Annotated in this window: 9 protein-coding genes; 6 read left to right on the top strand and 3 right to left on the bottom strand. The window is 65.3% G+C overall.

The features are described 5' to 3' along the window. The first annotated feature begins 33 nt into the window (after positions 1–33). The 4 genes from A5744_RS22835 to A5744_RS22820 all read left to right on the top strand — a co-directional run bounded on the left by A5744_RS22835 (position 34) and on the right by A5744_RS22820 (position 5,583). Positions 34–1,683 (top strand): AMP-binding protein, encoded by a 1,650-nt coding sequence (locus A5744_RS22835; RefSeq protein ID WP_076064653.1) that lies wholly within the window; start codon positions 34–36, stop codon positions 1,681–1,683. 61 nt (positions 1,684–1,744) lie between these two features. Then, the gene (locus tag A5744_RS22830; RefSeq protein ID WP_076064652.1) at positions 1,745–2,170 is read left to right on the top strand and encodes a hypothetical protein; all 426 of its coding nucleotides are present in this window, start codon (positions 1,745–1,747) and stop codon (positions 2,168–2,170) included. A 141-nt stretch (positions 2,171–2,311) separates the two neighbouring features. Then, the gene (locus tag A5744_RS22825; protein WP_076064651.1) at positions 2,312–2,755 is read left to right on the top strand and encodes an MmpS family transport accessory protein; all 444 of its coding nucleotides are present in this window, start codon (positions 2,312–2,314) and stop codon (positions 2,753–2,755) included. Continuing rightward, on the top strand, positions 2,752–5,583 hold the full coding sequence (locus A5744_RS22820) for an RND family transporter (protein ID WP_076064650.1): 2,832 nt from the start codon (positions 2,752–2,754) through the stop codon (positions 5,581–5,583). The genes A5744_RS22825 and A5744_RS22820 overlap by 4 nt, the downstream gene beginning before the upstream one ends. Here the strand turns inward: A5744_RS22820 and A5744_RS22815 are convergent. Next, positions 5,580–7,028 carry an FAD-binding oxidoreductase gene (locus A5744_RS22815; protein WP_076064649.1) on the bottom strand — a complete coding sequence of 483 codons (1,449 nt, stop codon included), beginning with the start codon at positions 7,026–7,028 and terminating at the stop codon, positions 5,580–5,582. The genes A5744_RS22820 and A5744_RS22815 overlap by 4 nt on opposite strands. A 115-nt stretch (positions 7,029–7,143) precedes the next feature. Next, a complete protein-coding gene (locus A5744_RS22810) occupies positions 7,144–8,493 on the bottom strand; it encodes a salicylate synthase (protein ID WP_076064648.1) in 1,350 nt (449 codons plus the stop codon). Between the two features lie 352 nt (positions 8,494–8,845). Between A5744_RS22810 and A5744_RS22805 the strand changes: the two genes are divergently transcribed. After that, positions 8,846–10,081, top strand: a complete 1,236-nt coding sequence (locus A5744_RS22805) for a sodium-dependent bicarbonate transport family permease (protein ID WP_076064647.1) — start codon at positions 8,846–8,848, stop codon at positions 10,079–10,081. Positions 10,082–10,461: 380 nt separating this feature from the next. Beyond that, on the top strand, positions 10,462–12,228 hold the full coding sequence (locus A5744_RS22800) for a SulP family inorganic anion transporter (protein ID WP_256385464.1): 1,767 nt from the start codon (positions 10,462–10,464) through the stop codon (positions 12,226–12,228). 18 nt (positions 12,229–12,246) lie between these two features. Here the strand turns inward: A5744_RS22800 and hemW are convergent, their stop codons facing one another. Beyond that, positions 12,247–13,419: a radical SAM family heme chaperone HemW gene (gene hemW, locus A5744_RS22795; RefSeq protein ID WP_076064646.1), complete on the bottom strand. Its 1,173-nt coding sequence runs from the start codon at positions 13,417–13,419 to the stop codon at positions 12,247–12,249. Between the last annotated feature and the right edge of the window lie 150 nt (positions 13,420–13,569).

Here is a 13,569-nt window from a genome sequence, read left to right as displayed (position 1 = left end):
GTCGCCGCCACTAGCCCCCCACTGAGGAGTCCGATGCCCGCAGACACCGCGCAGCCGGCGGCCGAAGGCGTGGAGGGATTCGTACCGTTCCCGGCCGATAGGGCCGCCGCGTACCGGGCGGCCGGGTATTGGACTGGTCGGGCCGTGGACGCGATCCTCGCCGACGCTGCGCGACGCTGGCCCGACCGGATCGCCGTGCTCGACGCACTGCCGGGTGAGCGACTCAGCTACGCCGAACTCGACGAGCGGGCCGACCGTGCGGCGGCCGGTCTGCGCGGCCTGGGCATCGGACCGGGCGACCGGGTGTTGCTGCAGTTGCCGAACGGCTGCCAATTCGCGGTTGCGTTGTTCGGGCTGTTGCGCGCGCGGGCGATCCCGGTGATGTGCCTGCCCGGTCATCGGGCCGCCGAGTTGGGACACTTTGCCGCCGTCGGTCAAGCCAGCGCGCTGTTAATCGCTGATGCCGCAAACGGTTTCGACTATCGGGCGATGGCACGCCAGCTCGCCGAGGAGCACCCCACGCTCCAGCACGTCATCGTCGACGGCGACCCCGGTCCGTTCGTCTCATGGCGGCGGCTGTGCGAGTCGGTGGCGGTTCCGAACACCGAATCGCCGGTGGATCCGGAATCGCCTGCCTTGCTACTGGTTTCCGGCGGCACCACCGGCCTACCCAAGCTCATCCCCCGCACGCACAACGACTACGTGTTCAACGCGACCGCGAGCGCCGCCGTCTGCGGGCTCACCGCACCGGACGTCTATCTGGTGGCGCTGTCCGCGGGCCACAACTTCCCCCTGGCTTGTCCGGGGCTACTCGGTGCGATGACGGTGGGCGCCACCACCGTGTTCGGCACCGACCCCAGCCCGGAGGCGGCCTTCGCCGCCATCGACCGCCACGGCGTCACCGTCACCGCGCTGGTGCCGGCGCTGGCCAAACTGTGGGCACAGGCCTGCGACTGGGAGCCGGTGACACCGAAGTCGTTGCGGCTCTTGCAGGTTGGCGGTGCCAAACTCGAGCCCGAGGACGCCCGACGGGTGCGCGCGACGCTGACCCCGGGCCTGCAGCAGGTGTTCGGCATGGCGGAGGGGTTGCTCAATTTCACCCGTCCCGGCGATCCGCCGGAATTGCTGGACGGCACCCAGGGCCGGCCCTTGTGCGCGGATGACGAACTGCGCGTCGTCGACGGCGTGGGCGAGCCGGTGTCACCCGGCGAAGAGGGCGAGCTGCTGGTACGCGGCCCGTATACGTTCAACGGTTACTTCCGTGCCGAGCGCGACAACGAGCGCTGCTTCGATCCCGACGGGTTCTTCCGCAGCGGCGATTTGGTCCGCCGTCGGGAAGACGGCTACCTGGTGGTCACCGGGCGGGTGAAAGACGTGATTTGTCGCGGCGGTGAGACGATTGCGGCCGCGGACCTCGAAGAGCAGCTGCTGCGCCACCCCGCGATCTACGCGGCCGCGGCCATTGCGCTGCCCGACCCCTATCTGGGCGAAAAGATTTGCGTCGCCGCCGTTTTCACCGGCGAAGCGATCAGCCTTGCGCAACTGAACGCCTACCTCGACCGGCGCGGTGTGGCCGTGCATGCCCGGCCCGACGTGTTGGTCGCGATGCCCTCGCTGCCCACCACACCCATCGGCAAGGTCGACAAAAAGGCGATCGCCCGCCAGGTCGGCGGCGTGGATTGACGCCGTGCGCCGGCCGCGTGCGCGATGCTAAGTTCGACGGCAGGCGCGAAGGAGCCGAACAATGGGTGAAGCTTTGTGGGGTTTTCTGACGGTACTCGCCCTCGTGCTGGCGCTGGTGTTCGCGGCGGTCGCTTTCGTCTTCACAATGCAATTGCGCGACCGAACGCCCACCGCGATAGGCGAAGAAATAGGCAGCGCCAGGGCGGTCACGCAAAAAGTGCGCAAACGCGAACCGCTGTCACCCGATGAGTTGGACTACGCGCAGCAAATCATCGCCGCCCGCAGCTCGTTGATGGCGTTGTGCATACCCGGCGCTCTATTCATGGTGGGCTGCTTTTATGTGTTCGGCAGCCTTTACCACCTGCATGGGGCGACGCCCTCCGAGCGGACATTTCTCGGCGTTTTCCCCATGTTGGCCGGTACGAACCTCACGGTGCAGGTTCTCAGAAGCGCAAGGCTGAAGAGGCGCCTGCGCAAGACGTACTGAGGCGTTCCGGTGCGGTGCCGATCGTCTGTGCCTGGCCCCATTTCCCGTTAGGCACATGACCGTCTACTATCTGCATGGGCACGAGGGCGGGGGCGGGATGCGCAGACGAGATCCGGGACCGAGTTCTACAGAGGTGATCGAATGAGCCCTCGTTCGGTCGGCAGGACCGTCTTGGCGCGCGTCTGGATGCCATTGGTCGCGGTCATTGCTATCGGCGTGGGCGCGGTGGCCATGGTGAAGGTGCACCAGTTCTCTAATCCCCCGCCCGTCATCACCGTCAATGAGCCGGCAGCGCCTCCCGAGTTCAGTATCAAACGGCTCACGTACGAGTTGTTCGGCTCCGTCGGCGATGGCGGGATGCTCGTCTGGGTGGACATCAACGGGCATCCACACCAGGTCGATCTCACGACCTTGCCGTGGTCGCATACGGAGGCAACCACCCTCACCGTCGTGTCCGGCAGCATCTCGGCGCAGGTTCATGGCGGTCAAGTCGGCTGCCGGTTGCGGGTGAATGGCGTTGTCCGCGCTGAACAATCCGATGCCCATCAGGACGCACACGTGTTTTGCCTGGTGAAATCCGCATGAGCGAACACCAGGCGCAGCCTCGGGCGAAGCGCCCCTTGGTCCCCAGAATGGTCCGCGTCTTCGCGATCCCGATCATCGCCTTCTGGGGCCTGCTCGCCGTGTCGACGAACACCTTCATGCCGCAGGTCGAAAGGGTCGCCGAGGAGCTCGCGGGCCCACTGGTCCCGCACTACGCGCCGTCGCAGCGCGCGCTGCTGAGCATCGGGGCGAAGTTCCACGAGTCGAATTCGACCAGCCTGGCCATGATCGTGCTCGAAGCCAACCGGCCGCTAGGCGACGCGGATCACCGGTACTACGACGATCTGATGCGCCGGTTCAAGCAAGACCCCAAGCATGTGCAGTACGCCATGGATCTGTGGGGAAAGCCGATCACGGCGGCAGGGGCGCAGAGCCTCGACGGCAAGTGCGCATACGTGCTGTTGCGTCTCGCGGGCGATATCGGCCAGATGCAAGCGAATGAGTCCGTTGCCGCCGTTCGGGATATCGTCGCCAAGGACGCGCCGCCCCCCGGGCTCATGGTCTATGTCAGCGGCGCGGCCCCGCTCGCCAAAGACACTGTGGCTATTGCGAATTCGAGCCTGAACAACATCACGATCGTGACGATCTTCCTCATCATCGCGATGTTGCTGCTGGTGTACCGCTCCATCGTCAACCTGTTTGTCCCGTTGGCCGGAGTTCTGTTCGAGATGCTGGTCGCGAAGGGGGTCATCGCCACCCTTGGGCATCTCGGGTACATCGAGCTCTCGTCATTCGCAGTGAACATCGTCGTCGCGCTGACGCTGGGAGCGGGCACGGACTACGGCATCTTCTTGATGGGCCGCTATCACGAGGCCCGACACGACGGCGAAAGCAGGGAGGAGGCGTTTTACACCGCGTACAAGAGCGTCGCACCCGTCATCCTCGGCTCGGGGCTGACGATCGCGGGGGCGTGTTACTGCCTGACCTTCGCGCGACTCAACTATTTCCACACCATGGGGCCGGCCGTCGCGATCAGCATGCTGTTCACCATCGCGGCGGCGCTGACGCTGGGCCCGGCCTTCTTGACCGTGGGCAGTCTTTTCGGGCTCTTCGACCCAAGGAGCAAGGCCAAGGCGCATCTGTATCGGCGCATCGGCGCGAGCGTGGTCCGGTGGCCGGTGCCGATCCTCTTCGCCAGCGCCGCTGCCGTTCTGCTCGGGGCCATATTCGTGCCGACGTACCGGCAGAACTACGACGACCGCCAGTACCAGCCGCACAACTCCCCGGCCAACCTCGGTTTCCAAGCTGCCGACCGGCACTTCCCGAAGAGCAAGCTGTTCTCCGAGATGCTGATGATCGAGTCAGATCACGACATGCGAAACTCGGGTGACTTCATCTCACTAGACCGCGCGGCCAAGGCCCTCGAACGCCTTCCCGGCGTCGCGATGGTGCAAAGCATCACCAGGCCCATGGGCCGGGCTTTGGAACATGCCACCATTCCCTACTTGTTCACCACACAAGGCAGCGGGAGCGGTCAACAGCTCCCGTTCACCAAGCAGCAAAACGCCAATACCAACGAGCAGGCACAGATTACGGAGCACACGGTCGCGGTCTTGCGCAAAGAGATCGGCTTCTTCCAAACGATGTCGGATGAGATGCACAAGACGGTCATCACCATGGAGGACATGCAACAGGTCACCGACGAGTTGAGGTCGAACCTTGCCAACCTCGAGGACTTCTTCCGGCCGATGCGCAGCTATTTCTATTGGGAGAAGCACTGTTTCGACATTCCCATCTGCTACGCATTCAGGTCGCTGTTCGAGTCGGTCGACGGCCTCGACAAGATGGCCGACGACATCAAGGACGCCGTAAACTCTCTCGAGGTCATCGACAAGACCTTGCCGCAAATCATCACGCAGCTGAAACTCACAGCCGACGACTCGGAGGCGTTAGCCTCTCTATTGGTCAGCACCTACGGCCAGTCTTCTCTGCAGTCCACCCAGACCGACCAGACGTTCGACGACCAGATCAATGTGGGGCTCGACTTCGACCAGTCCCGCAGCGATGACTTCTTTTACATCCCGCACGAGGCTTTCGACAACGACGACGTCAAAACCGGTATGCAGCTGCTGATGTCGCCCGACGGCAAGGCGGCCCGGCTGATCATCACCCATGAGGGCGATGCCAACGGCCCCGAAGGCGTGCAGCATGTAGAACAGTTCCCCACGGCGATAACCGTGGCGCTCAAAGAGACCTCGCTGGCCGGCTCGAAGGTTTATATCGGCGGCTCGGGATCAACCAACAAGGACATCAAGCAATACGCGGCGTCCGATCTGCTCATCGTGGCGATCGCCGCCTTCGTGCTGATCTTCTTGATCATGTTGTTCCTCACCAGAAGTCTGATGGCAGCCATTGTCATCCCCGGCACGGTGGCCTTCTCCTACGCCGGGGCGTTCGGGCTCTCCATCCTCGTCTGGCAGCACCTGATCGGCCTGCCGCTGCACTGGTTGGTATTGCCACTGACGTTCATCATCCTGGTGGCGGTGGGTTCGGACTACAACCTGCTGTTGATCCTTCGCGTCAAAGAGGAGCTGCACGCCGGAATCCACACCGGCCTGATCCGCGCGCTCGGAAGCACCGGCGGCGTGGTGACTTCCGCCGGTTTGGTGTTCGCGTTCACCATGCTGGCAATGCTCACCAGCGATCTGCGCACCGTCGGTCAGGTGGGTTCGACCGTGTGCATTGGCCTGCTGCTCGACACGCTGATCGTGCGTTCGTTCGTCGTGCCGTGCATCCTGCGAATCCTCGGGCCATGGTTCTGGTGGCCAACCCTGGTGCGTTCCCGTCCGTTACCGCAGCGAGCTGGTTAGAAGTTCAGCCCGGAGAACATGATTCGGCTGGGGTCGTACTTCTGCCGTACGGCGGTCAGCCGGGCCAGGTTCGGGCCGAAGTACCGCGACGGCGGCTGGTTGGCCTCGATGTAGTTCACGTAGCCGCCCACCGAATACTGTTGCACCGCTTGGTGTGCCGTGTTGAGCCAGCTGGTCGCGGCCGCCGGGTCACCGGTTTCGACATACCATTGCACCAGGGCGGACTGCTGGCGCCACGGATACGCCGTGGCGCCCGGTGCCACGCTCGCGAGCGCACCGTCGAGCGCGTGCATGATGGCCAACATGCGGCCCGCGCCGCGCGGAAAGGCGTTGACGGCCGAGGCGATCCCCTGGGCGGCCGCGGCGTTGACGGTCGGAAAGACATCGGATCCGCCGACGTATCCCAGCGGCGACGGGTTGAGGTTCCCGACGGCCAGATAGTTCACCAAGTCCATGTAGTTGAACGTGTGATTCTCGGTGCCGGACGGTTGCATTCCCACCGCTCGGGTGATGGCGGCCGCCGTGCCGTTACCCGATCCGGCCGGGCAGGTGGCCAGAATCCGGCAATGCGTGCCCATTGGGTCGACCGTGGCGTCGGCCAGTGCCCAGCTGTTCCGGTCGGCGGTGCGCAGCCAATTCTGCCAACCGACGAGCACCTGGGCGAACGACTGTGGCGGGAAGTTGAGGTTGACGACGTCGACGTCCTTGGTGGGGAATGTCGCGAAGGTCAGCGCAGTCGTCACGCCGAAGTTGCCGCCGCCGCCACCGCGCAACGCCCAGAACAGGTCGGGGTTGCTGCCGGCGGACGCGGTGACCGCCTGGCCGCTGGGCAGCACCACCGACGCCGACGTCAACTGGTCGCACAGCAGGCCCGCGTGCCGGGACTGGGCGCCCATTCCGCCACCCAGGGCGTGCCCCGCGGCCCCGACCGAGGGACAGGTACCCGTCGGGACGCCGCGGCCGGCCGCGGCCAGGGTCCGGTGCATCGTGTACAGACTGGTCGCCGGCGTCACCGTGACCTGCCCGGTAGAGGCGTCGTAGTTGGCGTCCCCGGGCAGCTGTCGCAGGTCGAGCACCATGGCGCCATTCGCGGTGGACGCCCCGATATAGGAGTGCCCACCGCTGCGCGGAGCGACCTTGAGGTTGTTGGCGGCGGCGAATGCCATCGCCTTTTGCACATCCGCCGCCGATTTGGGCGTGACGATCGCCGCCGGCGTATAGCCGTTGTAGTTGGTGTTGAAAACCTGCTTGGCCGAACCGAATTGGGGACTGTTCGGTAGCAATACCTCCCCGCCGAGGGCATTCGACAGACCGTCCCAGCCGGTGGCGCTCGGAGCGGCGGTGGCCCGCACCCAGCCGACGCGGCCCGATCCGAGCACCGCGCCGGCGGCCAACGCCCCGGCGGCGCCCCGCAGGAACGCCTGCCGCGAGATTTCACGCGCCATCGTCGGGCTCCCGCGATTGCGTCATGTTCCGCATTCTCGACGACGCAAACCGCGGTGCCGCGCGACGTGACGCGGGGTGACACAAACGTGCCCCAACCGTTACCCGACTGGACTGCTAGCGAAGCGGAACCAAATATGGCGCCAGGGTTGAGAGCTTCTCGCAGGTCTCCTCGAATTCGCGCTCGGGGTCCGACGCCGCGATGATGCCGGCGCCGGCCCTCAGCCACGTCGCACCGTCGCGCTCATAAGCTGCCCGCAGCGTCAGCGCGGCATCCAGCCCGCCGTCCGCTGAAATCATCACCACCGCACCGGAATACAGGCCACGCGGGTGATCGTCGAGGCGCAGGATGGCCTCGACACCCGCCGCCTTCGGGATGCCCGACGCGGTGACCGCCGGGAAGAGCGCTTCCAGGGCGTCCATCCTGTCGCGCGAGGGGTCCAGCCGCGCGCTGATGGTCGAGCCGAGGTGTTGCACGCTCCCCCGCTCCCGCACGGTCATGAAATCGGTGACCACCGGCGTGCCCGGCACGGCGACCTCGGTGATCTCGTGCAGCGAGCTGCGCACCGAAATCGCGTGCTCGACAATCTCTTTCGAATTCGATTCAAGATCGTCACGAGCCTCACGGTCGCGCGCGGGACCGCGACCGAGCGCGCGGGTTCCGGCCAGGGGTTCGGTCACCACCTCGCCGTCGTGGACGGCGGCGACAAGTTCGGGGCTGTAGCCGACGGCGCGAATTCCGCCCAGGCGCAACAAAAACGACCGCACGGGGGTGTTGTGCCGACGACCCAGCCGATACGTTGCCGGGAAGTCCACCGCGAAAGGCACTTCGACGCAACGAGACAGGATCACCTTGTGGTAGTTGCCCGCACCGATCTCGCCCACGGCCGTCGCCACGCGATCGCGGTAGCCCGACGGGTCGGCGGTCACTCCGACGTCGCGGGCGCCGCCCACGCGCGGAACACCGCCTTCGAGTAGGCCGACCACCGCCTCGCGGTGAGAAGCGGCGGCGTTGAAAAGCTGAACCGTCTCGGAGGTCACCACGATGCGGGTGCGTGGCCAAAACAATCGGGCCAGCGGGGTTCGCGGTGACAGCCGCTGCTGCAGCCCGAAGCGGTAGACGCCGAATTCGAACGCGATCCAGCCGAACACGTGATCGGTTTCCAGCAACAACCGATCGACGGTCTCACCCAGGACCGGGCCCGGCCGACCGGACCATTGTTGCCGCTGAATCACGCCGTCGCGGATGACGCGCAGTTCGTCGCTGTCCAGTTCGACCATGGCCTGCACACCGCTGGCCAGCACCCATTGACCGCCGTGCTCGTAGAGCAGGTACTCCTCGCCCAACCGCTCGGGCAGCACCGCAGCCAGCTCGGCCGCCAGGTCGGCGGGCTCGATGTGGGTGGGGAGCGGAATGGGCGATGACGTGGTGCCGGCGGAACTCGGCGAAACGCTGACGTCGGTCACGGTTAGTAAATGTAGCCTAACCTATCTAAGCGTGCGCAACCCCTAGCCGCGCGCGGGCGGCGTCGGCCCTGCCACGGCGTGTCCGGGCGACACCAATGCTACACAGCGAATCCCCAGAAAAGTCACAGTGGATTCACGTCTAGGGCCGCTTATACCGGTCGACCAGCGGCGCTGTGACCACCAACTTTGGCGAAATCGACCGTTTGAATACGCCTGTGTTAAACACGGCCTTTTCGCGCTGTCTTCGACTGGCGGACGCCTACCGGCGGGGTTAAATTTTTGCACGGTCTCGGGATGGTCGTAGTTGCGAACGGTGCTTCCCCTGATCGCCGGATCAACAAGAGAGGCACCAATGCTGCAAGAGTTCTGGCAGAACTTCACCCACAACCTGTTCAAGCCGCTCCTGCTCTTCTTCTACTTTGGGTTCCTCATTCCGATCCTCAAGGTGCGCTTCGAATTCCCGTACGTGATCTATCAGGGCCTGACGATGTACCTGCTGCTGGCCATTGGCTGGCATGGCGGCGAAGAACTCGCCAAGATCAATGCCTCCAGCGTCGGGGTCATCGTGGGATTCATGGCGGTGGGCTTCGTACTGAACTTCGCGATCGGCGGCATCGCCTACTTGCTGCTGAATTTGCTGACGCGGCTAAGAAGCGTCGACCGCGCCACTGTGGCCGGCTACTACGGCTCGGACTCCGCGGGAACTTTTGCCACCTGCGTGGCGGTCCTGACCGCCGTCGGCATCGCGTTCAACGCCTACATGCCCGTCATGTTGGCCGTCATGGAGGTGCCCGGCTGCCTGGTGGCGCTGTACCTGGTGGCGCGCCTGCGGCACCGGGGGTTGGACACGGCGGGATACATGCCCAACGAAGCCGGCTACACCCCGCCCGTCAAGGTCGGAGTCGGTCCCGGAACCGCGGCGCGGCCGCCGCACGGCGCGAGCCTCGAGTCCGAGGAGGAACGCGCCCTCGAGCAGGAGCTGGAGCTCTCGCTGGAAAAGATGGAACATCCCGACTGGGAGGCCGACCCACGCCCGGCGAAGGTCAAGGCCCCCCTGTTCTCCCGCGAGCTCTTCCAGGAAGTCTTCCTCAACCCCGGGCTGGTCCTCCTGTTCGGCGGGATCGTCATCGGCCTCATCAGCGGGCTGCAGGGACAGAAGGTCGTTGCGGACGACGACAAGTTCTTCGTCATGGCATTCCAGGGCGTGCTCTGCCTGTTCCTGCTGGAAATGGGCATGACGGCGTCGCGCAAATTGAGGGACCTGCGGTCGGCCGGCCTCGGTTTCATCTTCTACGGCCTGCTGGCCCCGAATCTCTTTGCAACGCTGGGGATTTTCGTCGCCTACAGCTACGCCTACCTGACCCACACCGACTTCAAGACCGGGACCTACGTGCTGTTCGCGGTGCTGTGCGGTGCGGCGTCCTACATCGCCGTGCCGGCGGTCCAGCGCCTGGCAATCCCCGAAGCCAGCCCGACGCTGCCGCTCGCCGCGTCACTGGGTCTGACGTTCTCCTATAACGTCACCATCGGAATCCCCCTGTACATCGAGATCGTCCGTCTGGTCGGACACTGGTTCCCGGGAACCTGAGGTCAAACGGCTGGAAGATCGCTCAATGATCGACGAAACATCATGGGTCGCCGGGCGATTGATCGATGGCGTCTCGATAAGCCATGCGGCACAAGCCATGCCGATCGTGCCGCGCCGTCTCGACTGACGGCCGTACGCGCCGCGGCCTGAGCGCACCAAGCATCGGTGCGCCGGACGGGTTATTCGAGCGCATGTCAACTCGTTGTTAATTGTTCGTAAAGAGGCGTTCACTACGTTGACCGAGGCCTGGTGAGTCCTCAAGGTTGATTCGTGTTCGTGGACGCCCCGTGCCGCTCGCTGCTTTCCGCGTCGCCGGACTAGGTCATCGGGAGGCGCCAGTGCTTCATGAAGCCGCCGTCGAGCGGGGCCCACGCGTACGCGTGCGGCAGGCCCGGACCGCTCCGACCGAAGAGCCTCGCAATGGCGAAAAGCTTCGCAACAGCGAAAAGCCTCGCAATGGCCTGGCCGGCCTCAAACATTGGCGTTATGACCTTCGCTCGGGTTTCACGGTGGCGATGATCTCGCTTCCGTTCTCGATGGGCATCGCGATGACCTCGGGTGCGCCGCCGATCTGCGGGATCATGTCGGCGATCATCGCCGGTTTCATCCTGCCGTTCTTGGGCGGCTCGTATGTGACCATCAGCGGCCCGGCCGCGGGGCTGGCGCCGGCGCTGTTCGCCGGCATGATCGCATTGGGACACGCCCGCCTGGGCCGGGGCGCCCCCACGTCCGAGGTGCTCGCAGTGGGCTACCCCCTAGTCCTTGTCGCCATTGCGATCGCGGGCGTGTTGCAGGTGATCCTTGCCAAGTTGAAGGTGGCGCGCCTGAGTGCCATCTTCCCGGCCGCGGCCATCCAGGGCATGCTGGCGGCGATCGGCCTGATGATCATCGTCAAGCAGATTCCGCTCTTCATGGGAGTGAAGTTCGACGCCCACGAGTTCTGGGCGGTCCTGGGCGAAGTGCCCAGCCACGTCCCGTCGATACACCCGCAGGTCTGCGCCCTCGGGATCGGTTGCCTGGCAGCGCTTTTCGTGCTGTCGGCCCTCCCCGGGCGGCTGCTGAAGGTCATGCCGCCTCCGGTCTGGGTGTTCCTCGCCGGCACGGTGGTCAGCACATTCATCCTGAAATTGGACAAGCACTACCTGATCAACGTGCCCGATTCGCTTGAGCACGGGATCGTCTTCCCCCAGTTCGGGGAGGCATTCACCGATACCGCACTGTTGCTGCCCCTCGCCTACCTCGTTGTCACCCTCCTGTTGATCGACGCGACCGAGTCCCTGGCGACGATCGCGGCCGTGGACAACATTGACCCGTATCGCCGCCGGTCCGACCCGGACCGGACGCTGCTGGCCATGGGTGTTTCGAACGGCGCCTCGAGCATGCTCGGCGGCTTGACCATCATCCCCGGCATGGTCAAGAGCACCGCGAATGTCCTGGCCGGCGGCCGGACCCAGTGGGCCAACTTCTACAACGCCTGCTTCCTGCTGCTGTTCGTGCTATTCGGCCGCTATGTGATCGACATGGTGCCGATGGCGGTCCTCGGCGCCATCCTGGTCTTCATCGGCTACAAGCTGTGTAAGCCCGCGGTCTGGCTCAAGGTCGCACGAATCGGCACGGAGCAGTTCGTGGTCTTCGCCACCACCCTGCTCGTGACCGTCACGACCGACCTACTCATCGGCATCATCACCGGCATCGCCCTGGAGCTGGTGGTGAACCTATGGTTCGTGGGCCTCTGGCACACCCTGCGCAACGGCTCGGAATCCGCCAAACCGAATTTCGGCGTCCGGTTCCTCAGTCTGTTCCGGAATCCGGTGTCGGACAGGGAATTCGACGACGGCGACTACCACCTATACCTGGATGGTCCCCTGGTGTGTTTCAACCTGTTCCACGTGATTCGGGAGCTGCGGCAGCTTCCATCGGATACCCGGACGGTCCATCTCCACTTGAGCTCGCGTGTGCCCCTCGTCGACCACACGACAGGTGAGTCCCTCCGCTACTACCTGGACGAGTTCAGCGGCCAAGACCAAAGTCCAAGGCTGGTCATCGAGGGATGGGATCACATGCGGCCCCTGTCCAAGCATGAGACCAGCACGCGGATCGCCCTGGGCAGCGTCGAGAAGTTGGCGGTCCCTCAACCGACCGATTGACGGCCGGCCACCTGAGAACTACCCCAGCAGCGTTCGCACGACCGCGTCGGCAAGCAGCCGCCCGCGCGGCGTGAGGACCAGGCGCTCGCCCTCGGGCTCCAACAACCCGTCGGCGACGACGGCTTGCGCACGTTCGCGTTCGGCGCCATCCAGCCGGTCCAGCGGAAGCCCTTGGCGCAGACGGGTTTTCAGCAACACGTCTTCGGTGTGCAAGGCGTCGGGCCCGAGCTGCTCGAAGCCCGCGACCGGCACCGCGGCACGCGCCAGCATCTCCGCATAAGTGTTGGGGTGCTTGACATTCCACCATCGAGTCGCGCCGACGAATCCGTGCGCGCCAGGGCCCGCCCCCCACCATTGGCCGCCGTCCCAGTAGCCGAGGTTATGCCGGCACTCGCCGCCGGGCCGGGACCAGTTGGACACCTCATACCAGGCCATCCCGGCCGCCGACAGCTTGGCGTCGACCAGCTCGTAGCGATGCGCCAGCACATCGTCGTCGGGGGCGTCGAGCTCGCCGCGCCGGACCCGCCGGGCAAGCGCGGTGCCCTCCTCGACAAGCAGGGCATACGCCGAGACGTGATCGACGCCCGCCTCGAGGGCCGCGTCGACGGAACGCGTCAGGTCGTCGTCGGTTTCCCCGGGGGTTCCATAGATCAGGTCGAGGTTGACGTGGTCGAAGCCCGCGGCCATCGCCTCGCCGGCCGCGGACGCCGCGCGCCCGGGTGAGTGCACACGATCGAGGGTCGCCAACACCCGTGGGGCCACCGACTGCATGCCCAGCGACACCCGCGTGTATCCGGCCGCCCGGATGGCATCGAAGAATTCCGGCCACGTCGATTCGGGGTTGGCCTCGGTGGTCACCTCGGCATCCGGGGCCAGTACGAACTGGTCGCGCACCATGCGCAGCAGCGCGGCCAGGCGTTCGCCGCCCAGCAGTGACGGCGTCCCGCCCCCGACGAACACCGTGTTTACCGTCGGTGCGTCCAGCCGTGCCGCCGCGAGTTCGAGCTCCGTACGCAGCGCCTGCAGCCAGGCGTCGGGGTTGACGCCACCCAACTCCGCGGGCGTGTAGGTGTTGAAGTCGCAGTAACCGCAGCGAGTGATGCAGAACGGGACATGGACATACAGCCCGAACGGCCGCCCACGCGTCGCCTGCATGTCGGGCAGGTCGGGCGGTACGTCGGGAAGGGCCATGCCAAATGATCCCACGGCGGGCGGGATGGGCCGGGGTGCCCGATTCCTCCCAGGGAATACTCGGCTTTCGCAGCCCGTTCGCCCAGGATGGATCACTAGTTTTAATCACCGTGAGGAGAAATTTCACCTGGTTGCGATGCTCGTCGATAT

The sequence above is a fragment of the Mycobacterium sp. IS-1264 genome (assembly GCF_001954195.1).
In the GTDB taxonomy this organism is placed as follows: Bacteria; Actinomycetota; Actinomycetes; order Mycobacteriales; family Mycobacteriaceae; genus Mycobacterium.
The sequence above is the reverse complement of the archived record's forward strand: the minus strand, read 5'-3'. Positions and strand labels throughout refer to the sequence as shown.

What these genes read in the sequence shown, in the direction of transcription:
- A5744_RS22830 (WP_076064652.1), top strand. Translation starts at nt 1,745, where the DNA reads ATGGGTGAAGCTTTGTGGGGTTTTCTGACGGTACTCGCCCTCGTGCTG.
- A5744_RS22805 (WP_076064647.1), top strand. Translation starts at nt 8,846, where the DNA reads ATGCTGCAAGAGTTCTGGCAGAACTTCACCCACAACCTGTTCAAGCCG.
- A5744_RS22835 (WP_076064653.1), top strand. Translation starts at nt 34, where the DNA reads ATGCCCGCAGACACCGCGCAGCCGGCGGCCGAAGGCGTGGAGGGATTC.
- hemW (WP_076064646.1), bottom strand. Translation starts at nt 13,419, where the DNA reads ATGGCCCTTCCCGACGTACCGCCCGACCTGCCCGACATGCAGGCGACG.
- A5744_RS22815 (WP_076064649.1), bottom strand. Translation starts at nt 7,028, where the DNA reads ATGGCGCGTGAAATCTCGCGGCAGGCGTTCCTGCGGGGCGCCGCCGGG.
- A5744_RS22825 (WP_076064651.1), top strand. Translation starts at nt 2,312, where the DNA reads ATGAGCCCTCGTTCGGTCGGCAGGACCGTCTTGGCGCGCGTCTGGATG.
- A5744_RS22820 (WP_076064650.1), top strand. Translation starts at nt 2,752, where the DNA reads ATGAGCGAACACCAGGCGCAGCCTCGGGCGAAGCGCCCCTTGGTCCCC.